General features: G+C 70.1%; 24 protein-coding genes. 11 read left to right on the top strand and 13 right to left on the bottom strand.

Annotated elements, in window-relative coordinates; translation table 11 throughout:
* Positions 1-11 precede the first annotated feature (11 nt).
* From J0I43_RS08620 to dhaK, 5 genes are all read right to left on the bottom strand, one after another.
* Positions 12-329 carry a hypothetical protein gene (locus J0I43_RS08620; protein WP_292862071.1) on the bottom strand — a complete coding sequence of 106 codons (318 nt, stop codon included), beginning with the start codon at positions 327-329 and terminating at the stop codon, positions 12-14.
* Between the two features lie 2 nt (positions 330-331).
* The gene (locus J0I43_RS08615) at positions 332-1,075 is read right to left on the bottom strand and encodes a hypothetical protein (protein WP_292862068.1); all 744 of its coding nucleotides are present in this window, start codon (positions 1,073-1,075) and stop codon (positions 332-334) included.
* Between the two features lie 73 nt (positions 1,076-1,148).
* Positions 1,149-1,922, bottom strand: coding sequence for an HPr family phosphocarrier protein (locus tag J0I43_RS08610; RefSeq protein ID WP_292862066.1), 774 nt, complete (start codon positions 1,920-1,922; stop codon positions 1,149-1,151).
* A complete protein-coding gene (gene dhaL / locus J0I43_RS08605; protein WP_292862063.1) occupies positions 1,919-2,587 on the bottom strand; it encodes a dihydroxyacetone kinase subunit DhaL in 669 nt (222 codons plus the stop codon). Before dhaL ends, J0I43_RS08610 begins: the two co-directional genes overlap by 4 nt.
* Positions 2,587-3,579 (bottom strand): dihydroxyacetone kinase subunit DhaK, encoded by a 993-nt coding sequence (gene dhaK, locus J0I43_RS08600; protein WP_292862060.1) that lies wholly within the window; start codon positions 3,577-3,579, stop codon positions 2,587-2,589. The genes dhaL and dhaK overlap by 1 nt, the downstream gene beginning before the upstream one ends.
* A 148-nt stretch (positions 3,580-3,727) precedes the next feature.
* On the opposite strand from dhaK, the gene J0I43_RS08595 reads away from it, so the two are divergent.
* Positions 3,728-4,924 carry a low temperature requirement protein A gene (locus J0I43_RS08595; RefSeq protein WP_292862057.1) on the top strand — a complete coding sequence of 399 codons (1,197 nt, stop codon included), beginning with the start codon at positions 3,728-3,730 and terminating at the stop codon, positions 4,922-4,924.
* A gap of 25 nt (positions 4,925-4,949) precedes the next feature.
* On the opposite strand, the gene J0I43_RS08590 is transcribed toward J0I43_RS08595, so the two are convergent.
* Entirely contained in the window at positions 4,950-5,861 is a 912-nt protein-coding gene (locus tag J0I43_RS08590; protein WP_292862054.1) for a LysR family transcriptional regulator, read from the bottom strand.
* Between the two features lie 72 nt (positions 5,862-5,933).
* Here J0I43_RS08590 and J0I43_RS08585 point away from each other — a divergent pair, with 72 nt between their 5' ends.
* Positions 5,934-6,884 carry an EamA family transporter gene (locus J0I43_RS08585; protein WP_292862051.1) on the top strand — a complete coding sequence of 317 codons (951 nt, stop codon included), beginning with the start codon at positions 5,934-5,936 and terminating at the stop codon, positions 6,882-6,884.
* An 8-nt stretch (positions 6,885-6,892) separates the two neighbouring features.
* Here the strand turns inward: J0I43_RS08585 and J0I43_RS08580 are convergent, their stop codons facing one another.
* Positions 6,893-8,080: an ROK family transcriptional regulator gene (locus tag J0I43_RS08580; RefSeq protein WP_292862048.1), complete on the bottom strand. Its 1,188-nt coding sequence runs from the start codon at positions 8,078-8,080 to the stop codon at positions 6,893-6,895.
* A 145-nt stretch (positions 8,081-8,225) separates the two neighbouring features.
* Here J0I43_RS08580 and J0I43_RS08575 point away from each other — a divergent pair, with 145 nt between their 5' ends.
* From J0I43_RS08575 to J0I43_RS08560, 4 genes are all read left to right on the top strand, one after another.
* On the top strand, positions 8,226-9,491 hold the full coding sequence (locus tag J0I43_RS08575) for an ABC transporter substrate-binding protein (RefSeq protein WP_292863214.1): 1,266 nt from the start codon (positions 8,226-8,228) through the stop codon (positions 9,489-9,491).
* Positions 9,488-10,399 carry a carbohydrate ABC transporter permease gene (locus J0I43_RS08570; RefSeq protein WP_292862045.1) on the top strand — a complete coding sequence of 304 codons (912 nt, stop codon included), beginning with the start codon at positions 9,488-9,490 and terminating at the stop codon, positions 10,397-10,399. The genes J0I43_RS08575 and J0I43_RS08570 overlap by 4 nt, the downstream gene beginning before the upstream one ends.
* Positions 10,399-11,316, top strand: coding sequence for a carbohydrate ABC transporter permease (locus tag J0I43_RS08565; protein ID WP_292862042.1), 918 nt, complete (start codon positions 10,399-10,401; stop codon positions 11,314-11,316). Before J0I43_RS08570 ends, J0I43_RS08565 begins: the two co-directional genes overlap by 1 nt.
* Before the next feature lie 89 nt (positions 11,317-11,405).
* Complete coding sequence (locus J0I43_RS08560; RefSeq protein ID WP_292862039.1) at positions 11,406-13,121, top strand: glycoside hydrolase family 13 protein; 1,716 nt, start codon at positions 11,406-11,408, stop codon at positions 13,119-13,121.
* An 82-nt stretch (positions 13,122-13,203) separates the two neighbouring features.
* On the opposite strand, the gene J0I43_RS08555 is transcribed toward J0I43_RS08560, so the two are convergent.
* Positions 13,204-13,896: a TetR/AcrR family transcriptional regulator gene (locus J0I43_RS08555; RefSeq protein WP_292862036.1), complete on the bottom strand. Its 693-nt coding sequence runs from the start codon at positions 13,894-13,896 to the stop codon at positions 13,204-13,206.
* Between the two features lie 67 nt (positions 13,897-13,963).
* Between J0I43_RS08555 and J0I43_RS08550 the strand changes: the two genes are divergently transcribed.
* Entirely contained in the window at positions 13,964-14,596 is a 633-nt protein-coding gene (locus J0I43_RS08550) for a DUF4386 domain-containing protein (protein WP_292862034.1), read from the top strand.
* A 29-nt stretch (positions 14,597-14,625) separates the two neighbouring features.
* Here J0I43_RS08550 and J0I43_RS08545 read toward each other — a convergent pair whose 3' ends face one another.
* Together J0I43_RS08545 and J0I43_RS08540 are read right to left on the bottom strand one after the other, a co-directional pair.
* On the bottom strand, positions 14,626-14,919 hold the full coding sequence (locus tag J0I43_RS08545) for a DUF2277 domain-containing protein (RefSeq protein WP_292862031.1): 294 nt from the start codon (positions 14,917-14,919) through the stop codon (positions 14,626-14,628).
* Between the two features lie 67 nt (positions 14,920-14,986).
* On the bottom strand, positions 14,987-15,856 hold the full coding sequence (locus J0I43_RS08540; RefSeq protein WP_292862028.1) for an NAD-dependent epimerase/dehydratase family protein: 870 nt from the start codon (positions 15,854-15,856) through the stop codon (positions 14,987-14,989).
* Between the two features lie 174 nt (positions 15,857-16,030).
* On the opposite strand from J0I43_RS08540, the gene J0I43_RS08535 reads away from it, so the two are divergent.
* The 4 genes from J0I43_RS08535 to J0I43_RS08520 all read left to right on the top strand — a co-directional run bounded on the left by J0I43_RS08535 (position 16,031) and on the right by J0I43_RS08520 (position 20,491).
* The gene (locus J0I43_RS08535; protein ID WP_292862025.1) at positions 16,031-16,915 is read left to right on the top strand and encodes a PaaX family transcriptional regulator C-terminal domain-containing protein; all 885 of its coding nucleotides are present in this window, start codon (positions 16,031-16,033) and stop codon (positions 16,913-16,915) included.
* Between the two features lie 113 nt (positions 16,916-17,028).
* A complete protein-coding gene (locus J0I43_RS08530) occupies positions 17,029-19,845 on the top strand; it encodes a DUF6351 family protein (RefSeq protein ID WP_292862022.1) in 2,817 nt (938 codons plus the stop codon).
* Positions 19,846-19,886: 41 nt separating this feature from the next.
* Entirely contained in the window at positions 19,887-20,021 is a 135-nt protein-coding gene (locus tag J0I43_RS08525) for a hypothetical protein (RefSeq protein WP_292862020.1), read from the top strand.
* Between the two features lie 20 nt (positions 20,022-20,041).
* Entirely contained in the window at positions 20,042-20,491 is a 450-nt protein-coding gene (locus J0I43_RS08520; protein ID WP_292862017.1) for a GyrI-like domain-containing protein, read from the top strand.
* A gap of 19 nt (positions 20,492-20,510) precedes the next feature.
* On the opposite strand, the gene helR is transcribed toward J0I43_RS08520, so the two are convergent.
* The 3 genes from helR to J0I43_RS08505 all read right to left on the bottom strand — a co-directional run bounded on the left by helR (position 20,511) and on the right by J0I43_RS08505 (position 24,145).
* Positions 20,511-22,715, bottom strand: coding sequence for an RNA polymerase recycling motor ATPase HelR (helR, locus tag J0I43_RS08515; RefSeq protein ID WP_292862014.1), 2,205 nt, complete (start codon positions 22,713-22,715; stop codon positions 20,511-20,513).
* A gap of 477 nt (positions 22,716-23,192) precedes the next feature.
* Positions 23,193-23,642 carry a cupin domain-containing protein gene (locus tag J0I43_RS08510; protein ID WP_292862011.1) on the bottom strand — a complete coding sequence of 150 codons (450 nt, stop codon included), beginning with the start codon at positions 23,640-23,642 and terminating at the stop codon, positions 23,193-23,195.
* Entirely contained in the window at positions 23,639-24,145 is a 507-nt protein-coding gene (locus tag J0I43_RS08505) for a pyridoxal 5'-phosphate synthase (RefSeq protein WP_292862008.1), read from the bottom strand. Before J0I43_RS08505 ends, J0I43_RS08510 begins: the two co-directional genes overlap by 4 nt.
* Positions 24,146-24,596 lie beyond the last annotated feature (451 nt).

Genomic DNA, 24,596 nt, shown 5'->3' with positions numbered 1-24,596 from the left:
CTCTCTCGATCTCAGGCGATCGGCTGCCACAGGGCGTACAGCTCGGACTGGGCGATGTCTTCGTAGCGGCTGAAGTCGTCCCGCACGGTCCGCAGCGCATCGGCGCCCGCGTGCGTCGCTTCCGCTCCGTCGCGCAACAGCCCGGCGACGGTCGTGTGGAGCTGCGCGTAGGAGTCGGCGAGGTCGATCGCCGCGAACGAGAACGCACCCCGATTGACCTCGATCGCGGCCACCTCGCTCTGCGCCGCCGACAGCGCGTCACCGACGCCGTCCCACACCGAGGCATCCTTCGTCAGCGCCTCGAACGCGACTCTCAGTTCGGGATCCATCCTCAGTCCTTCCCTCTCAGATACCGCACGAACGCGTCGGGGTCGTCCACGAACCTCTGGTACTCGCCGAGCGGCGTGCCCTCGAGCGGGGAGGACGATGTCGGCGTCTGCCGCCCTGCCTCCTCGATCGCCGCGTTGATCTGCCGCGTGATGTCGCCGGGGGTGGCTGCCTCCAGCCACCGCTCCGACATCTCCATCGCCCGCAGCTCGCCGGTCGGGGCCAGCCGGACCACGACGTGGCGTCCGTCCGCGGCGCCCTCCGTCGTCACCTGTCCTCGGCGCACGGCGGCGTCGAAGCTCGCATCGACGTTCTCCGCGACGTCGTCGAGGAAGGTCAGGACCCGCTCGAGCATCGCCGTCACGGCGGCGGACGCGTCCGGGTCGTCTTCGAGCGATGCCTGGATTCTGCCCGCGACCGAGTCGCTGAGCGCGGGAAGCGGGACGTTGGCGCGCTCCGCGTCGAACTCTTCGCCGAGGCCCGTGGCCCACGCCTCGGTGCGGGCCTCGCCGAGACGGGCGAGGGTGGACAGGACGACCCCCGACAGCTCGCTCGGCTCGTAGACCGCCAGCCACCCGTCGCGCACGGTCACGACCGGCGTGCCGTCCTCACCCAGCTCGACGCGGACCACGTCCTCGTCGTCGACGGCGGTCGCGGGAAGGGGGCGGGCGGCGGCGGCCGCATACGTCTGGGCGTCGCGGACGATGCCGTCGCGCAGCTCGTAGATCGTCTCGGCCTCGTCCGACACTCGCACCTCCGGGGCGTTTTCGCGCGATCAGCCGTCGTTTCCCGTCGACGGGACCGCCGTGACGGTCACGATGCTACCCGGTGTCTGCTCGTCCTTGAAGGTCCTCCTTCTCGCCGAAGCCCGCCTCCACGAGCGCGGCCACGGCGCCGACGGACGCGGCCGCATCCGGTCCCGTGGCCGTCACGCGCAGCACGTGGCCGACGGTCGCGCCGAGGGCGAGCAGCGCGATCATGCTGTTCGCGGGGGCGGGCCCTTTGCCGTTGGTCGTGTCGGTGAGGGTCGGCACGGAGGCGAATCCGCCGACGGCCTTCACGATCAGGGATGCCGGGCGCGAGTGCAGCCCGACGGGGTTGATCAGCGTGACGTCGCGCACGACGGCGTCCGCCGCAGGAGGGCGCGCGCCGGCGTCGGATGCCGCGGCTGCCGGAGGCTCGGCATCCGCGGACTGCTCGTCGAGGCCGTGCGGCTGCTTCGCGATGAGCGCCTGCGCCGCCTCTGCGGCGACCTCGGCGAGGGTGCCGCCGGTCGCGGCGCGGACGATGCCCGCCGTCGCGCCCTCGACGAACGGACCCCCGCTGATGCGCACGGGCTGCGTGCTCTCGCGCAGCTCGAGGGCGAGCTCCGAGCTGATCACGGCCGATCCGAGGTCGGTGAGGATCAGCACCCCGTCTGCGTCGGCGAGGTCGTCGATCGCCGCGGCGATCGCGGCGGCATCCGTCCCGAACCCGCCGTCAGCGCCCGCCGCGACACGCACGGGCGGGGCGTCGCCGTGGACCATCTGCATCGCGAGGTCGACCGCGGCGTGCGCCAGCGGCGCGCTGTGCGAGACGACGACGAATCCGATCATGCGCTCTTTCCGTCGCTCGCCGACTCCGCCGTCACTCGCGCCAGGGTGTCGAGAAGGATCGTCGTCGACGCGGCGCCCGGGTCGATGTGCCCCGCGCTGCGCTCGCCCAGGTATGACGCACGGCCCTTGCGCGCGATGAGCGGCTCGGTCGCATCGCGCCCCTGCGCCGCGGCCGCGGCGGCGGCGGCGAACGCGTCGGCGGCCGACGCTCCGGATGCCGCGGCATCCTGCAGCGCCGTCACGGCCGGCTCCCACGCATCGATCATCGTCTTGTCGCCGACGACGGCGTGTCCGCGGCCGACGACACCCGCGACGCCCGCCGCGACGACGTCCGCGGCCTGGGCGAGCGTGAGGGCGTCCTCTGCGGGCGACGCCTTCGCCATGTCGAGGAAGAGGGTTCCGTAGAGCGACCCGCTGGCGCCGCCGACCTTCGAGACGAGGGTCATCCCCACGGACTTCAGCAGCGCCGGGACGGTGGGCTCCCCGCCGGATGCCGCGTCGAGCTTCTCGATGACGGCGGCGAACCCCCGGGCCATGTTCGTGCCGTGGTCGGCGTCGCCGATCGCGGAGTCGAGCGCCGTCAGCTCGTCGGCGTGCGCCGCGAGCTCGACCGCGGCCGCGCGCAGCCACGCCTCGAGTTCGGCGGAGGTGACGGTGCTCGCCATCAGACGCCCCAGCGCAGCGCGGTCGTGTTCACCGGGGCATCCCACAGGCGCAACAGCTCGTCGTCGGCCTTGACGAGGGTCAGGGAGCAGCCGGCCATGTCGAGACTCGTGATGTAGTCGCCGACGAGCACCCGGGCGATCTCGATGCCGCGCTCGGCGAGCGCCGCGGCGATGTCGGCGTAGATGACGTACAGCTCGATGAGCGGCGTGCCGCCGAGGCCGCTCAGCAAAGCGATGACCGGGGCGCCGGTGAAGTCGAGGTCGTCCGTGATCGCCGAGACGATGTCGTGCGCGATGTCGTGGGCGCTTTCCAGCGGCACGCGCTTGCGTCCCGGCTCACCGTGGATGCCGACGCCGACCTCCATCTCGTCGTCGGGAAGGTCGAAGCTGGGGTGGCCCACGGCGGGCAGAGTGCAGCTCGTGAGGGCGACGCCCATCGAGCGTCCGGCGCGCGAGACCTTATCGGCGATCGCGGCGACATCGACAAGGCTCTTCCCCTCGGCAGCGGCGGCGCCCGCGATCTTCTCGACGATGACGGTCGTCCCGACTCCCCGTCGGCCGGCCGTCCACGTCGAGTCCTGCACCGCGACGTCGTCGGCGACGACGACGGATGCCGTCTGGATGCCCTCATCCGCCGCGAGCTCCGCCGCCATCTCGAAGTTCAGGACATCGCCCGTGTAGTTCTTGACGATGAAGAGCACGCCCGCTCCCGTGTCGACCGCCTGCGCGGCGGCGAGCATCTGGTCGGGCGTCGGCGACGTGAAGATCTCACCCGCGCACGCGGCATCGAGCATGCCCACCCCGACGAACCCGCTGTGCAGCGGCTCGTGACCCGATCCGCCGCCGGAGATGAGTGCGACCCGCCCCTCGCGCGGCGCCGTCGAGACGACGAGGCGGTTCTCGTGATCGACGGCCAGCTCGGGATGGGCGGCGGCGACGCCGCGCAACGCGTCGGCGAGCACCGCGTCGGGCGCGTTGATGAGCTTCTTCATGTGCGGATCTCCTCTTCATCGAGACACGAGCGGACGCTCTCTCGCATCCTCCCCCGTCCTGGCAGTGCTGTCGAGCGGCAATCGCGCGGACGCCCGACACACACGGCTCGGGCGCGACGCACCTCCGCCACCCGCTACCCTGGCGCGCATGAGTTCCCCGACGGCATCCCGATTCCGACTCGTCCGCATGCGGCCGCGCGACGCGCACGAGCCGCACCGCGCGGCATCCAGCCTCGAGCTCTTCTTCGACCTCGTCTTCGTGATCGCGATCAGCACGGCGGCGGTGCAGCTGCACGACAAGCTGACCCACGGCGAGATCCTCATCGGGATCATCCACTTCGCGGTCGTGTTCTTCGCGATCTGGTGGGCGTGGATGAACTTCACCTGGTTCGCGACGTCGTTCGACACCGACGACTGGCTCTACCGGGTGCTGACGATCCTGCAGATGAGCGGGGTGCTGATCCTCGCCGCGGGCATTCCGCCCCTCTTCGCGCACAGCGACTTCACGATCATGGTGATCGGGTACGTCGTCATGCGGCTGGCCCTGCTGACCCAGTGGCTGCGCGCCTCGCGGTCCGCCGGGCCGCTGCGCCGGACGACCCTGACCTACGCCGTCGGCATCGCGATCGTGCAGGTGCTGTGGCTGCTGTCGCTGCTGCTCCCCGCCAATGTGGGGCCCGCGGCGATCGTGGTGCTCATCGCCGCCGAACTGGCCGTGCCGGTAATCGCCGAGCGTCACGGCACGACGCCGTGGCATCCGCACCACATCACCGAGCGCTACGGCCTGTTCACGCTCATCGTGCTGGGCGAGAGCCTGCTCGCGTCGGCGAATGCGATCATCCATGCGCTCGAGGATGCCGAGTCGATCGCGCCCCTCATCGGCGTTGCGGCCCTCGCGCTGATCGCGACGGCGGCGCTGTGGTGGATCTACTTCTGGCCGCCGCACCACCACGCGATCGGAACTCTGAGGCAGTCGATCGCGTACGGCTACGGCCACTACTTCATCTTCGCCGCGGCGGCCGCCTTCTCGGCCGGCATCGAGGTCGAGATCGACGTGCTCACCGGCCACAGCGAGCTGCACGCACCGTGGGCGGCGTTCTCTTACACGATCCCGATCGCGGTCTTCATCTTGGGCGTGTGGCTGCTCGCGATCCGCCGCGTCGCCGACCGCGTCGTCAACACGGTCGTGCCCGTGGGTGCCCTGCTCGTCCTCGTCGATCCGCTGATCCCGGTGCCCTTCGCCGTGACGACGGTCATCCTCGTCGCCGTCGTCGCCGTGCTCGTCTGGCGTCAGCCGGTCGGCGACGGCGAGCACGCGGACACGCCCGCGAGAGCGCACGCCTGAGCGCTCGCGGGCGTGCTTCCGCCGGTCAGGCGAACGCGCGGGCTCGCGCGACGAGTTCGTCGAGCACCGCGCGGAGAGCGGGTGAGTCGCCTTGCGTGCGGCGATGCACCGCCAGCACGTCGCGCGTCGAGGCGGGACCGGCCGTCGGGATGGCGACGAGGTCCGGCCCCAGGTCGCCGCGGCCGAGTCGCGGGACGAGAGCGACGACACCGCCGGCGCGCGCGAACGCGATGTGGTTCTCGAACTCCATCGACTCGTGCACGATCCGGGGCGCGCCCGGCACCCCGTCGAACAGGCGCCGCAGCCACTGCCGGCAGATCGTCGCCTCGAACGTCGCGACCCACGCCTCGCCGGCGAGGTCTTCCGGGTGGAGGACGGCGCGGTCCGCGAGCGGGTGGTCGCGGCGGAGGATCACGTCGGCGACATCCGTGAACAGCGGCGTCGCGACGAGCGGCTCGGGCATCGCGAGGGCGACGCCGCCCCAGCGGTGCACCACGCCGAGGTCGCGCTGCCCCGACGCGACGAGCGCGATCGTCTCCCACGGCTCGCTCTCCCGCAGCGGCAGAGAGAGGTCGGGATGCCGCGCCTCGAGGCCCGCCACGGCGGGGATCATGAGTCCGCGCACGACCGTCGAGAACGCGGCGAGCCGAATCTCGCCCGTGACCCGTTCCTCGCCGCCGGCGAGCTGGAGGTCGGCGCCGAGGCGGTCGAGGCCCTCGAGAATGGGGGTGGATGCCACGACGAGCCGCGTCCCGGCATCCGTCAGCACGACACCGCGCCCGACGCGTTCGAGGAGCGCGACGCCGACCTCGCGTTCGAGACGTTTGATCTGCTGGGACACCGCCGACGGCGTGAACCCGAGGGTCGTGGCCGCGGCGGAGACGCTGCCTCCGGTCGCGACGGCGCGGAGCGAGACGACGGCCTCCAGATCGATCATGAAGCAAGGCTACATGATCATGCGCAGAAATGATTGCTTGTGCTTCATCGTGGGTCACGCTGGAGTGGGAGCGTGAGCAGACGTGACATGATCCTGGCCGCCGCGGTCGCCGCCCTGTGGGGCTTCAACTTCGTCGTGATCGACTGGGGCATGCGCGGCGTGCCCCCGCTCCTGTTCGTCGCGATCCGCTTCCTCGTGGTGTCGGCGGCAGTGCTGTTCGTGCCGCGGCCGCGCACGTCGTGGCGGACGATCGTCGGCGTCGGGCTGTTCATGTCGCTCGGCCAGTTCGGCCTGCTCTACACGTCGATGGCGCTCGGCCTGCAGCCGGGGCTCGCCGCCCTCGTCCTGCAGGCGCAGGCGGTCTTCACGATCCTCTTCGCCGCGCTCGCGCTGCGCGAGCGCCCGACCCGGCCGCAGCTCTTCGGGGTCGCCCTGGGCGTCATCGGTCTCGCGATCGTGGCCGCGGGGAGGGGCGGCCAGGCGCCCGCTCTCGCGGTCGCGCTCGCCCTCGCCGCCGCGGCATCCTGGGCGATCGGGAACGTCATCTCCCGCCGTGCGGGCGTCGTCGCGGGCCCCGGTCGCGCGGGCAGCCTTTCCCTCACGGTGTGGTCGGCGCTCGTCGTGCCGGTGCCGGCGCTCGCGCTGTCGCTGCTCGTCGAGGGCCCGACCGCGATCGCCGCGGGCCTGGCCGCGTTCGGGTGGACGTCGGCGCTCTCGACCCTCTACACGGCGGGGCTCTGCACGCTCGTGGGCTACTCGATCTGGAACGCGCTCCTCTCCCGCAACCGCTCCGCCGCGGTCGTCCCGTGGGTGCTCCTCGCGCCGGTCGTCGCGATGACCTCGGCGGCACTGCTCCTCGGCCAGATCCCGAACACCGCAGAGATCGCGGGCGGCCTCCTCCTCATCGGCGGCGTCCTCGTCGCCTCGATCCCCGGCCCGCGCGCCCGCGCGTCGACGGCGCCCGGCTCAGTTGACGCTTCGACCGGAAACCGCGCCTCTGTTGCCGGCGGAAGCGTCAACTGAGCCGCGCGTCAACCCCGGGTCTCGAGAAGATGCTGTCGAGCGAGGTCGGCGGCTGCCGCGACCGCGCCGACCACCACGACGTCACCGCCGAGCGTCGAGACGACGAGCTCGGGAGCGGGCAGGTGCAGATCGGTCGGCAGGGCGGCGCGCGCTGACGCGGCGACCTGCTCGATACCTGCGGAGACGGCACCCGATACGACCACGATCTGAGGGTCGAACATGCTCCCCAGTACGCTCACGATGCGCGCGAGCACGGCGCTCATGCGGTCGACGATGCGCTGCGCGTCGGGGTCGCCGGCGGCCGCGAGGGCGAGAACGACCCGCCCATCGAGCCGTTCGGCACGGGCGAGCGCACCCCGCGGATCGGCTTCACCCGCGTCGATCGCCTCCTGAGCCCACTGCGTGGCGACGTACCCGAGCCCGTACGCCGACCCGACGCCCTCGACATGATCGAAGGCGACCATCTCCCCAACGCCACCGTGGGCGCCACGCAGCAGCCGTCCATCGACGACGACCCCGGCCCCGAATCGTTCGCCCGCGAGCAGTGAGATGTAGTCGCGGTACCCGACCGCTGCGCCTTCCGCCCCTTCGGCCACGGCGGCGAGGGAGGCATCGTTGTCGACGCGCACGAGAGGCGCCCAGTCGAAGAGGTCGACCAGGTCGGGGTTCATGAGCTCCCAGAACCCCTCCGGATGCCGTGGCGAAACTCCCGCGCGGTCGACCGGAGCCGGGACGCCGACGCACAGAGCGGCGACATCAGCGCGCGCGCGATCGGCGCGCGCGAGCGCCTCGTCCACAGCGGCGACGAGCACCCGTCGCCGCTCCACGACGTCGTCGCTCACCCCGTCGGCGGTCACGTGGTGCGTCACGAGAGGTTGCGAGCGCAGATCGCTCACGACGACGGTCACGTGCGCGCGCCCGGCATCCATGCCGACCAGGAGCGCGGCATCCGCGGCGAGCTCGAAGCGGCGCGCCGGCCGCCCCTTCCGGTACTCGCCGGCGTCGCGCGCGTTCGCCAGCTCACGCAGGAGCCCGATCTCCGCGAGTCCGTCCATCGCGTCGATCACCGTCGATCGGGTCATGCCGGTCGCGGCCATCGCGTCGCTCGCGGTGAACTCGCGCACGCGCCACGCGTACTGCCACACCGCCGTCTGGCTGGGAGGCGGCGCGGCAGACACGGCGGGCGATACGGACACGGGGTCTTGACCTTTCGACGATGCTCCTGCAATATTGCCTGCATCCATTTAATTTGGCGAGTAAATCTACTCATCGAAGCTGGCGGCGCTGCCCGCTCGGAGGAGGACGACGGTGTCTGCACGAACGCGAAGAGCAGGGCGTTTCATCGCCGCGCTGGCGGTGACCGCCCTCGCGGCGACCACCCTCGCCGGCTGCTCCGCCGACGGGAAGGAGACGATCCGCTTCACCTTCAGCAAACGCGAGGCGCTCGACTTCATGAACAAGGTCGTCGACGACTACAACGCCTCCCAGGACAGGGTGCAGGTCGTCATGGACACGTCGGGCGTCGACGTCGTCTCGGCGAGCTTCGTGCGCGGCAATCCGCCCGACATCATGCTCGCGAACTACAACTACGAGATCGCCCGGTTCGTCGAGCGCTGCGCGCTCAGCGACCTGTCCGGCACTCAGGCCGCGGGCGAGTCCGACCAGAGCCTGCAGCCCCTCCTCGACCAGTACGGCAAGTGCGATGGACGCATCAGTGCACTCCCGTACTCGGTCATGGCGGCATCCGTCATCTACAACACGCAGATCTTCGCCGACAACGGCCTCGACGTTCCGGCCACGTGGAGCGAGCTCATCGACGTCTGCGAGAAGCTCAAGGCGGCAGGGGTCACGCCGTTCTACGCGACCTTCAAGGACGACTGGACCATTGGGCAGGGCTGGTACGACTACTCGGTCGGCGGCTCGCTCGATGTGCTCGACTTCTTCGACCGGCTGAAGTCGCAGGGCGCGGACGTGGGCCCGGATTCGGCCGCCTCGTTCGAGAACGACTTCGCCGGCGCGACGGAGAAGATGCTGCAGCTCACGTCGACATACACGAACCCGGATGCCGCGAGCCGCGGCTACGGCGACGGGAACCTCGCCTTCGCGAAGGGGGAGGCGGCCATGTACCTGCAGGGCCCATGGGCGTTCAGCGAGATCGCGAAGACGTCGCCCGACCTGCAGCTCGGGACCTTCCCCATGCCCATGACCGACGATGCCGCCGACCGCAAGGTACGGGTCAACATGGATCTCGCCGCGATGATCCCCGAAGGATCCCGTCACCAGGAGGCGGCCCGCGACTTCCTGGAATACCTGTTCCAGCCCGACCGCGTCGAGGCCTACAACGCCTCGCAGCTCGGGTTCACCCCCCTCACGGGCGCCACCGAACCGGACGATCCCCGTATCGCGGGCATGATCCCCTTCTACAACGCGGGCGAGGTCTATCAGGGGCCGTCCGTCCTCGTGCCGAAGACGATCCCGGTCTTCAACTACGCGCAGGCGATGGTGTTCGACGGCTCGTCGGCATCCATCCTGCGCACCATGGACCAGGACTGGGCGCGCCTCGCGTTCCGCCAGCCCGCCAGTGCAGAAGAGGAGGGTCAGCGATGACCACGACGTCGACCCTCGTCACGCAGGGGAACCAGACCGCTCGGCGCAGCACCCGCCGCGTCGAGCCGATCTACTATCTGTTCCTGCTGCCGAGCCTCGTGCTGTTCACGCTGGCGATCACGGTGCCGGGCGTCATCGGCATCTTCTTCAGCTTCACGGACTCCATCGGCATCGGCGACTGGAACTTCATCGGACTGACGAACTACATCGCGCTGTTCAGCGATCCGGCCATCCTGCAGAGCTACCTGTTCACGTTCGGGCTGTCGATCGCGTGCGTCATCGTGGTGAACGTCCTCGCCTTCCTCCTCGCGGTCGGGCTCACCTCGCGAATCCGCTTCAAGACGGGCCTGCGCGCGATCTTCGTCATCCCGATGGTGATCTCGGGCATCATCATCGCCTACGTCTTCAACTTCCTCTTCTCGAACTCGCTGCCGGCCGCGGGCGGCGCGATCGGCATCCCGTGGCTCGAGACGAGCCTGCTCGCGAACCCCGACCTGGCGTGGGTCGCGATCGTCATCGTGACGGCCTGGCAGGCGATCCCCGGGACGCTCCTCATCTACATCGCGGGCCTGCTGTCGGTGCCGGGCGACGTGTACGAAGCCGCCGACCTGGACGGCGCCAGCAAGGCGCAGCAGCTCGTGCGCATCACGCTGCCGCTCGTCGCGGGATACGTCGTGATCAACGTCATCCTCGGTTTCAAGGGCTTCCTCAACGCCTACGACATCATCGTCGGCCTCACGAACGGCGGTCCGGGAACGGCGACCCGCAGCATCGCGATGACGATCATCGCCGGCTTCAACGGCGGCGACTACGCCTACCAGATGGCCAACGCGACCATCTTCTTCATCGTCGCCGTGCTCATCTCCGTCCTCCAGCTCTCGCTCACGCGCGGAAGGAACCAGTTCTGATGACCACCACACAGCCGGCCCTCGCTTTCGAACAGGCCGAGGTCACCGTCGACGCGCGTCGCGCCGGGCGCCGCACGCGCACCCCGCGCCCGGGTCTCGAACGGGTCAACTGGTCGACGACGATCATCCTCATCCTCTGCGCGGTGACGGTGCTGCTGCCCCTCTACGTCACGATCTCGATGGCGTTCAAGACGACCGGCCAGGCCGTCGACGGCAATGCGTTCTCGCTGCCCGCTCCCTTCTCGGTCGATGGATTCGTACAGGCGTGGAACCTCACGAAGTTCCCGGTGGGCGCCACGATCTCGCTGCTCGTGACGGCGGGCACCGTGTGCGCGACGATCGTCCTGGCGGCGTTCGCGTCGTACGCGATCGTGCGCAACTGGGATCGGCGTCTGTTCCGGTACTCGTTCTTCTACCTGCTCGCCGCGATGTTCATCCCGTTCCCCGTCGTCGCGCTGCCCCAGATCCAGCTGACCGGCCGCGTCGGGCTCGACAATCCGTTCGGTGTGATGATCCTCGCGACGATGTTCCAGCTGAGCTTCAGCGTGCTGCTGTTCACCGCGTTCCTGAGGTCGATCCCCCTCGAGCTGGAGGAGAGCGCCCGCATCGACGGGGCATCCACGTGGCAGACGTTCTGGAGGCTGATCTTCCCGCTCCTCGCCCCCATGAGCGCGACGGTCGGCATCTTCGCGTTCCTGTACGCCTGGAACGACTTCATGATGCCGTCGCTCATCATCTCCGACCCGGCCCTGCAGACGCTGCCGGTGCGGCAGAACCTGTTCCAGACGCAGTTCAGCAACAACTACAACGTGTCGTTCGCGTCCTACCTCATGGCCATGGCCCCTGCGATCGTCGTCTATCTCTTCACTCAGCGCTGGGTGATGGAGGGCGTCACGCAGGGGGCCGTCAAGGGCTGACACGCCCTCCGCCGCCGTCTCGATCTGTCGATTCCCCGATCGGTCGACACCCGGACCCCCGATCCTCTGACCCGAAAGGCCCCTTCTCCGTGACCGTCTCGATCGACGCCGCCCGTCTTCCGCTCGACGCCCTCGCCGACACCCCGCCGTGGTGGCGGCAGGCGACCGTTTACCAGATCTACCCCCGCAGCTTCGCGGATGCCGACGGTGACGGCCTCGGCGACATCCGCGGCATCCTCTCCCGCGCCGACTACCTCGCCGAGCTCGGCATCGACGCGGTGTGGCTCAGCCCGTTCTACCCGTCCGAGCTCGCCGACGGCGGGTACGACGTCGCCGACTACCGCGACGTGGATCCGCGCCTCGGAACCCTCGCCGATGTCGACGACATGCTCGCAGCGCTGCACGCGCGGGGGCTGAAGGTCGTGATCGACATCGTGCCGAACCACACCTCCGACCAGCACGCCTGGTTCCGAGAGGCACTGGCGGCCGGGCGCGGATCGGCGGCGCGGGAGCGCTACATCTTCCGCGAGGGGTCGGGTCCCGACGGCGCCGAGCCGCCCACGGACTGGACGGCGGCGTTCGGCGGCAGCGCCTGGGTGCGGGTCGCCGACGGACAGTGGTACCTGCACAGCTTCGCGATCGAGCAGCCCGACCTGAATTGGGCGCACCCCGAGGTCCGCGCCGACTTCGTGAGGACGCTGCGGTTCTGGTCCGACCGGGGCGTCGACGGGTTCCGCATCGACGTCGCGCACATGCTGACGAAGGATCTCAGCGAGCCGCTGCCGTCGGCGGCCGAGCTCGCGGCGATCCCCGTCGACGGCAACCACCCGCTCCTCGACCGCGACGACGTGCACGAGGTGTACGCCCAGTGGCGCGAGGTCTTCGACTCGTACGACCCGCCGCGCACGGCGGTCGCCGAGGCGTGGGTCGCATCCGACCGCGTCCCGAAGTACGCGAGCCCGGAGAGCCTCGGGCAATCGTTCAACTTCGACCTGCTCGTCGCCGATTTCGACGCGGGGCAGTTCCGCGCGATCGTGACGCACAACATCGACCTCGCCGCGCGGTCGGGGTCGTCGTCGACGTGGGTGCTGTCCAATCACGACGTCTTCCGGCACGCGACGCGCTACGGGCTGCGGGACCTCCCCGCGGTCGACGAGGACGGCGCGGTGCCGCGCAGGCACGGCGCCGGGTGGCTCGAGTCGGGAGCCGACCAGGCGCGGCTCGATCGCGTCGGCGGCGAGCGCCGGGCGCGCGCGGCGACGCTCTTCCTGCTCGGCCTGCCCGGATCGGCCTACCTCTACCAGGGCGAGGAGCTCGGGCTGCACGAGGTCGCCGAGATCCCCGGCGACCAGCGGCAGGACCCGACGTACTTCCGCACGCACCAGGAGCAGTACGGACGGGATGGATGCCGCGTGCCGCTCCCGTGGACGACCGAGGGCCCGTCCTTCGGCTTCGGCGACGGCGGCGCCCACCTGCCGCAACCGGCGTGGTTCGCCGGCCATTCCGTCGCCGCGGAGGAGGCCGACCCCGACTCGACGCTCTCGATGTACCGCCGCGCGCTCGCGCTGCGGCACGACCTCCAGACCGCCGAGGAACTCGTGTGGATCGACACCGACCGTGCTGATGTGCTGCACTTCGCGCGCCCGAACGGGTGGCAGGTCGTGACGAACTTCGGCACGGAGCCGTATCCCCTCCCCGAAGGGGCCGGTGCCGTGCTGCTCACGAGCGCGCCGGTGGATGCCGACGCCGCGGCATCCACCGGTGTCGTCGCCGCCGAACAGACGGTCTGGCTCGCGCCCGCCTGAGTCGACTCCGGTTCGACTGACTCGTGTGCCGGAAAAGCCGACGGCGATTCCGGCACACGCGTCAGGTGAAAGGCGCTCGACGTCACGAGGAGGACGACCAGCCCTCCTCGTGGCGCCGCTGGAGGCCGTCGAGGAGCAGATCGAGGGCGAACGCGAACTCCTCGTCGTCGTCGCACGCCGCGCCCGCGTGCGGCGACGTGGTCATCATGCGGGCGATCGCGGGATAGGCGGACACGAAGGCATCCAGCGCCACCGCACGCTCCTCCGGGTCGTCGGGGGCTGTCGGTGTCGGCATCACGTCGCGCGTGAAACCCCACATGCGCGTGCTGAGTGCATGCATGCCGTGGTGTACGAGATCGGCGGAGAGCCCGCCGGCGAACATCGCGGCCATGAGCGCGTCCATGTGGGCGAGGACGACGGAGCTCGCCGTGGTGCGTGTCTCGATCGCGTTCTGCGCCCAAGGATGCCGGCTCAGGATGCCGCGCGCCGCGAGGATGCGCCCGCGGACCGCGGCACGCCAGTCCCCGGTCGCTCCGTTCGCGCCCACCGTCAGGGGTGCACTGTCACCGATGTCACCGACGACGCGATCCACCATCTCGTCGATCAGCTGCTCACGGTGGGCGACGTGTTTGTACAGGGCCATCGGTGTGACCTGGAGCACGTCTGCGAGCCCCCGCATCGTCGTCGCTTCGAGCCCTCGCGCATCGGCCAGGGCGATCGCGGCGGAAACCACTCCCGCCCGGTCGAGCGGAGGACGGCGCGCGACTGTTGACACGTATACACCGTAGACCGTACGCTCGGCGTCAATTGGTATACGCCGTATACCTCTGCGAGAGGGCACTATGAACGACATCGCACGGACGTACGCGCGCACCGCGGGTGTGCTGTATCTCGTCACCCACGTCACCTCGGTGACAGCCGTCGCCGCGTACGGCGCCGGCGAGCTGACACTGGGCGTCGCCCTCGAGTTCGCTCTGGCTCTCGGATGCCTCGGCACCGGCATCCTGCTCTGGCTGCTACTGGCCCCCGCCGGACCCTCCCGCGCCGCGACGTTCGCTGGGCTCCGCGCTGTCGAGGCCGCTGTGATCCTCGCGGGCACGCTCCCGATGGTCGCCCGGACGCTTGTGCCGCTCTCCGCTGAGGCGACGGCCGGGCTCACCGTGATGCACACGGCGTCGTTCCTGGTCGGTCAGGGTCTCGTCATCGGCGTGAACACGGTCGTGCTGGGGTCGCTGCTGCTCTCATCGCAGGCGGTGCCGCGCGCGCTCGCGGCGCTGGGAGTGATCGGGGGTGCGCTCGTGCTGGTGAGCGACCTCGCACAGCTGTTCGGAGTCATCCCCCTGAGCGGCGCGATCGCGGGCGTGTGCGCCGTCCCGATCTTCGCGTTCGAGATCTGGCTCGCGATATACCTGATCGTCCGCGGCATCCGCCTGCCGTCGTCGGATGCCGCCCTCACGGGTGCGCGCGCCGAATGACAGCAGCCCGGCGTGCTCGACGCGTCTGCTCAGGATGCCGTGCGCATCCGCACCTCGCGTTCCATCCGCGCCTCGTGGCGCGCCCGGCCCTTGATCGCCTCCGCCTCGCGGCTCTTGGGCGGAGCGTTCGTGACGAGGGCATCGAGGAGACGCCGGGTGGCGAGCGCGATCTCGTCGATCGCTCTGTCGAACGGCTCGGCGTTGGCGCGCGACGGGCGGGTCGACCCGCTCACCTTGCGGACGAACTGCAGCGCGGCCTCGCGCACCTCGTCATCGGTCGTCGGCGGTTCGAAGTTGTGGAGGACGCGGATGTTGCGGCACATGCGGCGAGCGTAGACCCGCCCGCGCCCCTCCCGAAACGACACGGCAGAGTCGGCAGCGCCGCACCGGTCACTCGCGCGCGGCGGCGTAGTGCCCCGCTCGGATCTCCTCGAGAAGCGACGCGCGCGAGGGCGTCCAGCCGAGCGACCGCGCCTTCGCGCCGCGGCCCTGCTGGTCGAGCATGAGCGCGTCGGCGTAGGCCGCGCCGAGGCGGGCGCGCGAGGCATCCGCGCCTTCCGGCACGACCGGCCCGCCCGCGAAGGCCTCGCCGAGCTCGGCGACCGTCGGGTTCTGTCCGCTGAGCGCGAGCATACGCCCGGCCGGGACCGGACTCTCGACGATCAGCGCGTAGAGGTCGGCGACGTCATGGACGTGCACGGTCGCCCAGTGCTGAGTGCCGTCACCGACGACCGTGAGACGGCCCTCGGCATCCCTCGGCGCATCGGCAAGGGATGCCGGGATGCCGGCGGCGTGCCCGTAGACGATGCCGGGCTCCACGATCGAGAGTGCGAGGTCGGCCGCCTCGAGGCGTGACTCGACGCCCTCACGCCACGCGACGAGCGCGGGCGGGGCGAACGGCGTCTCCTCCGTGAGGTCGTCGGAGGGGCCGTGGATCCACAGGCCGCCGGTGTGGACGTAGGGCTTGCCGGAGCCGGAGAAGGCGGAGATCACGGCATCCGCCACGGCGCCGTCGAACTGCGGGCCGTCGCCCGCGCGCGACGCGGCGAGGTGGATCGCGGCATCCGCGTTCTGCAGGAGCGGCACGAGGAATGACGCGTCGGTGATGTCGCCGACGACTGCGGTGGCGCCCGCGCCCGTCGCCGTGGCGGCGGATGCCGCGCTGCGCACGGGCGCGATCACGTCGTGGCCGCGCGCGACGAGCGCTGCGAGGACGGAGGAGCCGATGTACCCGGTCGCGCCGGTCAGGACGATTCTCATCCCGCCATCGTAGGCACCCCCATGGTGCGTGGGGGTGGTTCGCACGAGCGCCGGCGCCGGCTGCGGACTCGCCCGTCGTGCGCCCGACGCGCCTCGCACGTGGCAGTCGTTGCGAGGCCGCTCGTCGGCGCGCGCCACCGGAAGAACCCGGGGATCCGCTGCGAGAATGGGCCGGTGAGTGACACGTTGCCGACTCCTTCGCCCACGATCGGACGCAAGCGCTCACCCGCGCACCAGATCCTGACGCTCTTCGGGGACTACTGGTGGGGAGTCCCCGAGTCGTTGCCCACGGGAGCGGTCCTCGCCTCGATGGCGGACCTGGGGGTCAAAGCGCCGGCGGCGCGTGCCTCCCTCGCTCGGCTCACCGACCGCGGCTTGCTGGAGATGACCAAGACGGGCCGTCGGACCAGCCACGCGCTCACCGACCGCGGACGGGCCATCATGACGGAAGAGGCCGACTGGCTGCGCCGGTTCGGCCAGGAAGACCCCGATTGGGACGGCCTGTGGAGCGCGATATTCTTCTCGATCCCCGAGAAGAACCGCCCACTCCGTCATGCCGCCCGGACCCGTCTGCGCTGGCTCGGCTATGCGCCGCTCTACGACGGCGTGTGGATCTCACCCTTCGATTCGGTCAGTCGCATCACCGCCGAGCTCGCGTCGCTCGGGGTCCTCGAGATCGCGTCGCTGCGGGGGGCGCTGACCGTGGCGACCGGCGACACTCCGATGCGGGCCTGGGACCTCACCTCGCTCCGCGGCGAGTACGAGGAGTTCCTGGCGAGGCTGGGCGACTGCACGGAGCCGGTGGTCGCGGGTCCGCACCCGCACGCCGCGCTCGCCCTCCGCACGTCGTTCATGCTCACGTGGCAGTCCTTCCGTCATGCGGACCCGGGACACCCCATGACGCTCATGCCACCGGACTGGCCCCGCGCGCGCGCCCGCGAAGCCTTCGTCAGCATCTACAACGCGCTCGGCCCTGCGGCAGAGGAGCGCGTGCGCGCACATATCGCCCAGATCGCACCCGGACTCGACGGTCTCGTCACGTCTCAGCGCTTCGGCTGAAAGAAGCTTATGTAAAGTTCTGTTGACGAGCGTCAGCATTACTTCTACTCTCATCCCCGAGAGGGTGCAACGACGCATGCCTCATGACGATGACGTCAATCGGAGGACGACCCATGTTCAGACAACGACGATCCCGCGCGCGACTGCTCGTGTGCGCGACTGCCGCGATCGGCTTGATGGCGGCGCTGGCCGCACCCGCGCCCCCGGCCGTCGCCGCAGACGAGATCACTCTGTCGGTGCTCTCCGGCCGCGCCGACACGGTCACCGGCGGGGACGCGCTCATCGCGCTCACCGGCGCGGATGCCGATGCCCGGGTCACCGCCGACGGACGCGACGTGACCGCCGCCTTCTCCGTCGTCGACGGCCGGCTGGTCGGCCTGGTCGAGGGGCTGCCCGTGGGTGTCAGCGAGCTCGTGGCCACGTCCGGCTCGGCGACCACGAAGCTCGAAGTGACCAACCACCCGATCACCGGGCCCGTGTTCTCCGGCCCCCAGCATCCGATGTACTGCACCGCCTCCGGTGCGCCGTGGAACCTCGGCGAGACCGACGCGAACTGCCACGTCGCGGAGCCCAAGGTGACCTTCCGCTATCGCACCACCGGCGGCGGATGGGCCGACTACCCGACCGACGGCAGCGTGCCCGCCAACCTCAATACCGCCACGGTCGAGGGCCGCCAGGTGCCCTACGTTGTGCGGATCGAGCGCGGAACGATCAACCGCGGCGTCTACGAGACCGCGATGCTCGCCGGTCCCACCGACCCGGCGCCGAGCTACACGGCCCGCGCCGCCGGCTGGAACGGCAAGCTCGCCTACACCTTCGGCGGCGCCTGCGGCGTCGGCTACTGGCAGGGCACCGGCACCGGCGGCGTCGAGAACGACCTGCTGCTCTCGCGCGGCTACATCGTCGCCTCCGCCACCTTCAACGTCTACGCCCAGAACTGCAACGACGTGACCAGCGCCGAGACCGCGATGATGGTCAAGGAGCACGTGGTCGAGCAGGTCGGCCCGCCCGTCTACACGATCGGCTCCGGCGGCTCCGCCGGCACGATGCAGCAGCTGCTGCTGTCCAACAACTACCCCGGCATCATCGACGGCGTGATGGGCGAGATCGGCTTCCCCGACGAGCGCACCACCACCGTGGGAGGACACGACTGCGTCAACCTGCTCGACTTCTGGGGCACCCCTGCCGGCGCCGGTTGGTCCACCGCCCAGAAGCTCGCCGTCACGGGCCAGGCGCAGCTGCAGACCTGCACCGGGTTCACGTGGTTCACCGGCGTCGACAACCCGAAGTCGGGCTGCAACGCCGCCGTCCCCGTGGGTGACCGGTGGTCGACGTCGAACCCGGACGGCCTGCGCTGCACCATCTCCGACATGGTCAAGAACGTGTACGGCACCGACGACCAGGGCCGCGGCCAGCGCGTCATCCCCGACAACGTCGGCGTGCAGTACGGTCTGCAGGCCTACCAGGACGGCGTCATCTCGGCAGAGCAGTTCGTCACGCTCAACGAGAAGGCCGGCGGCATGGATGTCGACGGCAACCGCACCGCCGCCCGCTCCGAGGCGAGCGTCGCCGCGATCGAGCAGGCCTTCCGCACCGGGCGGGTGAACATGATGACCGGTGGCCTCGCCTACACGCCCGTCATCGAGATGCGCAAGTACACCGACCTCACCGGCGACTTCCACGAGCGCTACCGCAGCGCCATCATCCGTGAGCGGATGCTGGACGCCTACGGCAACGCCGACACCCATGTCAGCTGGACCAGCAAGGACGCGTGGTACTCGAGCTTCATGTACAGCGATGCGTTGAACAAACTGGAGGAGTGGCTCGACAACATCGTCGAGCTCGGCGGCTTCGGCGATCGGGAGCGCACCGTCGCCGCGCGCCCCGCGGGCCTCGGCGACGGCTGCTACACCGACAACGGGTTCGTCTCGGAGCAGCTCGACTACGACAACCCGACCTCCACGTGCAACCAGCTGTTCCCGTATCACTCGGAGCCCCGGCACGTCGCTGGGGAGGGGTTGGCACGCGACGTGCTGAAATGCCAGTTGGCCACCCCCGTGCGCGGTGACTATCCGGGCATCACCGACGATCAGTGGACGCGCCTGCTCGCCACGTTCTCGACGGGCGTGTGCGACTGGACGAAGCCGAGCCAGGGCCGGGTGGAGTACGCCGGCACTTGGCAGAGCTTCGACACCACAGGCGATGCCGAGCTCGGCACCCCCGTGATCGCCGGCGATCCGCACGTCGGTACCGAGCTCGTGGCGACGGCGAACAGCTCGACGCCCGGCGCGACGCTGTCCTACCAGTGGTTCGCCGACGGTGTAGCGATCGAGGGGGCTGCGGCATCCTCCTTCACACCGGACGCCGCGCTGGTGGGCGCCGAACTCACCGCGCGGGTCTCGCTCACCGCCGACGGCTACCACCCGGTCTCCCGGGTGTCGGGCTCCACCGCGGCCGTCGCGCTCGCGCCGAGCCCGTCGCCGACTGCGACGAGCTCGCCGTCGGCGTCGCCGAGCTCTTCGGCGTCACCGAGCTCCTGGGCGACGGTGGATGTCGGAGACGGCAGGTTCGAGCAGGGCGGCGCCCTGCTGGTCACCGTCAGCAGACTCGCCCCCGGGCAGGTCATCGGCGCTGAGATCCACAGCGACCCGTATGTGCTGACCGGCATCCCCGCGGCCGATGCGAGCGGACGCGTCGTGATCCGCGCGACGATCCCCGCCGCACTCCCCACCGGCGCCCACACCCTGGTGATCACCTCGGCCGGGCACGACCCCATCCGCGCGGCGATCACGATCGTGCCGGCGGGGTCGCTGGCATCGACCGGCGGTCATGCGCCGTGGGCTGCCGTCGCAGCCGCGTCGGCGCTGCTGGCCCTAGGCGCGGCGGGGATAGTGATCGCCCGCCGTCGACGTATGAACGCGCGGCCGTGACACAGCGGGGAGGGGCGCCTCGGTGCTCCTCCCCGCTGCCCGTGGCCACCTCTGCTGCCCGCGGCCATCCCCGCCTCGCTGCGCCCGGGGGCTCCTTCCCGCCCGCGATCGACCCGCCCGAGGGTGCCGACGACGAGACGCGGCTGCTGTGCGCCGTGGTGTTCTGGCAGCGCTGAGCGCCGGATAGGCTCTGCCGGTGAGCGTTCTTCCCGCCGTCATCATCGGACATCTCGCCCGCACGACGAACGCCGCCGAGGCCGATCCGCAGCGCGCGCAGCTGGGCGCCCTGTGGGGTCGCGTGCTCGCCGACGACGCACTGCTGAACCTGGCCGCGCGCGCCGACGCGCGCCTGTACGCCGCGCTCTTCGACTACGACTCCGACGAGTCTGGCGCATACACGCAGGTCGTCGGCGTGGGGGTGGATGCCGCGGCGGACCTGCCGCCGCACTACGCCGCCGTCCACCTCGCCGAAGCGCCGCGCGAGGCCTACCCCGCCTCGGGCGAGATGCCCGCGGCGCTCATCGCAGCGTGGGGTCGCGTGTGGGCGGACACCGCCGCCGGTGCGCTGCGCCGAGCCTTCACATGCGACATCGAGGTGCACGAGCCGGACGGCTCGGCGACGATCCTCGTCGCGACCCGGGAGTAGGGCACCCGCCCCGGAAGCCTCACCCGTTGAGCACGACGAGGCGCTGCGTCGCACGAGTCATAGCCACGTAGCGGTCGACGGCGCCGATGAGACCCTCGCCCCAGCGTTCCGAGTCGACGAGCACGACGAGGTCGAACTCGAGCCCCTTCACGAGCACGGGATCGAGCGAGAGTACGCGCTCGCTCGGGGCGAAGTCCGGCGCGCCGACGACGACCGCCGTGCCGTCGCCGCTCTCCCGCTCCCACTCGGCGACCACGGCGGCCAGCTCGGCGCGGCGGCCGATGTGCACGGGCACGCCGGTGCGGCGGATCGACGTGGGCACATTCGCGTCGGGCAGCACCGCTCGGATGACGGGGCCTGCGGCATCCATCACCTCCTCCGGCGTGCGGTAGTTCACCGTGAGCGTCGCGACCGCGACGCGGGCGACGCCGACACGGGCAAGGCGCTCTTCCCACGACTCGGCGAATCCCCGCCGCGCCTGGGCGCGATCACCGACGATCGTGAGGCTCCCGGATGGGCAGCGCCGCAGCAACATGCGCCACTGCGCATCGGTGAGCTCCTGCGCCTCGTCGACGACGATGTGGGCGAACGGCCCCGCGTAGCGATCGGAGGGGGATGCCGCGGCATCGGTGAGCGTGCGGCGCAGATCCTGCCCGCGCAGCATCGACATGATGCGCAGGTCGCCGTCGTCCGCGGCGATGAGGTCGGTGACGACATCGGACATGATCCGCTTCTCCTCCGCCGCTTCACGCTGCGCGCGGCGGGCGCGGACCTCCGCGCGGGGGTCGCCGACCAGGAGCCGCGCGGCGTCGAGGAGCGGCAGGTCGGCGTCGGTCCATGCGGCGTCGCGGTCGCGCGCGGCGGCGGTGATCACGGCGATCTCCGCGGCAGTCATCCACGCGGCGCAGCGGGCGAGCATGTCGGGTGAGGTGAGCAGTCCGCGCAGCAGCGCGTCGGGGTCGAGGAGGGGCCAGGCGCGATCGAACAGCTCGCGCAGCTCGGCGTCGTTCTCCAGCACCTCGCGCACCGATTCGTCGTCGTCCCAACCCGAACCGTAGGCGTCGAAGCCCTCCTCCGCCCACGGGTCACGGTCGCCGTCGCGGTCATCGTCGATGCGCTCTTCGACCAGGTCGAGCAGGCGCTCCCACGCCCGGGAACGCAGGGCGTTGTGCGGCATGGTGTCGACCTCGGCGAACACCTCCGCCCAGTCGGCAGGCATCACGAGGACGGCGCCCCACGCGGTCTCGATCGCCTGCGCGCGGCGCGGCGGACGCTGCCACAGCGTCACCGCGGCCTCGACCGCGTCGATCATGCGACCGTCGCCCTTCACGCGGCGCACCGCGGCCTCCGTCTCCTTCCCGACGTCGCCCGATATGGCGACGAGGTCGTCAAGAGCGCACACGAGCGCGCCGTCCTCGCCGAGGCTCGGCAGCACGTCGTCGACATAGGCGACATAGGGTCGATGCGGCCCGACGAACAGCAGCCCGCCGCTCCCGTGCTGCAGACGCGCGTCAGCGTAGAGCAGGTAAGCGGCGCGATGCAGTGCGACGACGGTCTTGCCCGTCCCGGGGCCGCCGTCGACGACCAGAGCGCCGCGCGCGTTCGTGCGGATGATCGCATCCTGGTCCGACTGGATCGTCGCGAGCACGTCCCTCATCTTCGGCGAGCGGCTCGCGCCGAGGCTCGCGATGAACGCCGACTGGTCGTCCAGCGCGGAGGTCCGGTCAATGCCGTCAGGCACGAACACCTCGTCCCAGTAGTCCACGACGCGCCCCCCGCGCCAGCGGTAGCGCCGCCGATTCGCGAGGCCCATCGGATCGGCGCCGCTCGCCGCGAAGAACGGGGCGGATGCCGGCGCCCGCCAGTCCGTCAGCAGGCGCTCCTCGCCGTCGCCCGCGAGTCCGAACCGACCGATGTACGTCACCGTCCCATCCGTGCCGACCATCCGCCCGATGCACGCGTCGAGCCCGAAACGCCGCAGCACCTGCAGGCGCGCGGACTCGGCGCGGATCTCGAGGTCTCGTTCCAGCGCGCGCTGCCCCGCCGACGCCGGTTCGCGGCGGAGAGCATCGAGCCGGGCGCTCGTGCGCGCTGTGTCGTCGGCGAGCGCTGCGCCGATCGCCGCGAAACGGATCTCGTCGTCGGCGATCAGCGCGGGGTCGGTCTTGCGATGCAGACGTTCGGGCAGGGCGAACGCACTCGTGCTGTCATCGGTTCTCGGCATCCCGCTCCCTCGCCATCGGTGCGCCTGGTCGAAATGGCGCGCGATCAGCGATTCTGCCTCACTGAGGGGGCCTTGCCGCAAGCCCGGGATCGTGGAGGATAATAGAAGGGGAAAGCGGGTCGCCCGGCCCTTTCGCGGAGGTCAGCGTCAGGGTCCAGAACGCGTACCGGATGCCCGATCTCGACGAAATCGAGATGTAGGAGCGCGCGCACTCGATCGGAATCACACCTGACTCCACTGTCGAGGAGAGCCCATTCCGCGAACGTCAGCCGCCAATGCTGTCAGAGCTCGCGATCTCGGCCGAAGTGTCCAGATGGACGCACCATGGACGTTTCAGCTGCGAAACGGACAACTCCGGCGTAACCCCACAGCTCCTGTAGGTTCCCGCTCGGAAATCTCGTCGATCCGCGCGATCAGCGCGACCGAACGTCGAAATATCTGTGTCGTGGACGACTCACCCGATCTCGACTGTGCCTTCTAGGCCGATCTTGGTTCATCGGCCCACGGCATTGGCTTCGTCGGATTGCGGGAGCTGTCGTCCGGCATCGCGGGTAGTTGCTCTCCTCCCGCTCGGATGCACAGCCATCGCAACTGACCGGCGCTGTCGGGCCGTGCCCGCCACGTGCGCCACACGCCCGGCCCGACGCGGACGACACTGCCACTAGACACCTGCACCAGGTCGTCGTCCAGCCCCATCTCTCCCCGCCCATCGAGGAAGACGTAGAGCTCTTCGATGCGCGAGTGACTATGCCAGTACCCGGCTTCTTCTCCCGGCTCGAGTGCGTTGGCAGTGAGCCCGATGTACGTCATCGTGAGCTCGTGATCGACCACTCGTCGGCCATCGCGCGAACGGGCGTAGTCGAACCCGCCGAAGTGGTCCCGCCACGAGTCGAGGCAACCGATGGATGTGATCTCGTAGTCGCTCACTGCTCTTCACCGCTCCCGTCTTCGATGCCGTCGCGAGCAACGAGGCCATTGTCGATGGACCAGCCGCCGTCGGCTCGCGTGTACACGATGCGAGTATGTCTGCGATCGAAGGAGGCCTGCCAGAACTCCACACGTACTGGCCGGATACGCCAGACCACCCACTCACCGGGCTCGATTCCAGCTCGCGCAGATGCCGAACGAGCGGCGAGGTCGGCATCGCTCTCGGCGCGGGATGCTTCCTCAACGACTCCTCGCACGCGCACTGCCCGCATGATCGGCTGCCACCAAAAGTTGAGCGCGGCCGCTGGTTGTACGGCGAGATGCTCCGCCTTCTGAGAGAACCGCGATCCGGCTACGGCCCAACCTCGCTCATCCAGGCTCTTCAGGATCAACGTCCTGGCATCCGGAATCCCGCTTCGGTCCACGGTAGCGAGCGTGGCCGCGTGGGGCTCGGCGACTCCTGCTTCAAGTGCATGATCGAACCACTCGACGAAGAGTGCCACGGGATCGATGGGCAATCCGCCCATCGCGAGGCTCTGAGGCTCTCCCGTCAGCGATGGAATCTCACGCAGTCGCTCAGCCGGAAGTCGTAGGGTCACAGAAACCATCATGCCGCTGGCGCCGAGTCGGTCGTTCCCTGGAGCTGCGTCACAATGCACCAGCTCACCGCCTCCCGACGCACGCCGCTGGCCGAAATGTCCAGATGGACACCGCGCGGACATGTCCCCTGCGAAACGGACAACTTCAATAGGTCCCTACATCTACCCGAAGTTCAATAGGTCCCTACATCTACTGTAGGTTCCCGCGGGTGAGTCCCATAGCGTGGTGTCACTTCCCGCGGGGGTCTCGTCGTTGTAGACGATGGGGGGCCACCGTGGGATGACCAGTTGTTTCCGGCAAGAAGCAAAGAAGAGATCCCACGATGACCCAGAACCAGTCTGCCTTGACGACCCT

This window comes from Microbacterium sp., from assembly GCF_017305435.1.
In the GTDB taxonomy this organism is placed as follows: Bacteria; Actinomycetota; Actinomycetes; order Actinomycetales; family Microbacteriaceae; genus Microbacterium.
The sequence above is the reverse complement of the archived record's forward strand: the minus strand, read 5'-3'. Positions and strand labels throughout refer to the sequence as shown.

Coding starts and splice junctions, on each gene's coding strand:
- J0I43_RS08550 (WP_292862034.1), top strand. CDS start 13,964: ATGAACGACATCGCACGGACGTACGCGCGCACCGCGGGTGTGCTGTAT.
- dhaL (WP_292862063.1), bottom strand. CDS start 2,587: ATGGCGAGCACCGTCACCTCCGCCGAACTCGAGGCGTGGCTGCGCGCG.
- J0I43_RS08590 (WP_292862054.1), bottom strand. CDS start 5,861: ATGATCGATCTGGAGGCCGTCGTCTCGCTCCGCGCCGTCGCGACCGGA.
- J0I43_RS08595 (WP_292862057.1), top strand. CDS start 3,728: ATGAGTTCCCCGACGGCATCCCGATTCCGACTCGTCCGCATGCGGCCG.
- helR (WP_292862014.1), bottom strand. CDS start 22,715: ATGCCGAGAACCGATGACAGCACGAGTGCGTTCGCCCTGCCCGAACGT.
- J0I43_RS08540 (WP_292862028.1), bottom strand. CDS start 15,856: ATGAGAATCGTCCTGACCGGCGCGACCGGGTACATCGGCTCCTCCGTC.
- J0I43_RS08565 (WP_292862042.1), top strand. CDS start 10,399: ATGACCACCACACAGCCGGCCCTCGCTTTCGAACAGGCCGAGGTCACC.
- J0I43_RS08570 (WP_292862045.1), top strand. CDS start 9,488: ATGACCACGACGTCGACCCTCGTCACGCAGGGGAACCAGACCGCTCGG.
- J0I43_RS08530 (WP_292862022.1), top strand. CDS start 17,029: ATGTTCAGACAACGACGATCCCGCGCGCGACTGCTCGTGTGCGCGACT.
- J0I43_RS08620 (WP_292862071.1), bottom strand. CDS start 329: ATGGATCCCGAACTGAGAGTCGCGTTCGAGGCGCTGACGAAGGATGCC.
- dhaK (WP_292862060.1), bottom strand. CDS start 3,579: ATGAAGAAGCTCATCAACGCGCCCGACGCGGTGCTCGCCGACGCGTTG.
- J0I43_RS08610 (WP_292862066.1), bottom strand. CDS start 1,922: ATGATCGGATTCGTCGTCGTCTCGCACAGCGCGCCGCTGGCGCACGCC.
- J0I43_RS08545 (WP_292862031.1), bottom strand. CDS start 14,919: ATGTGCCGCAACATCCGCGTCCTCCACAACTTCGAACCGCCGACGACC.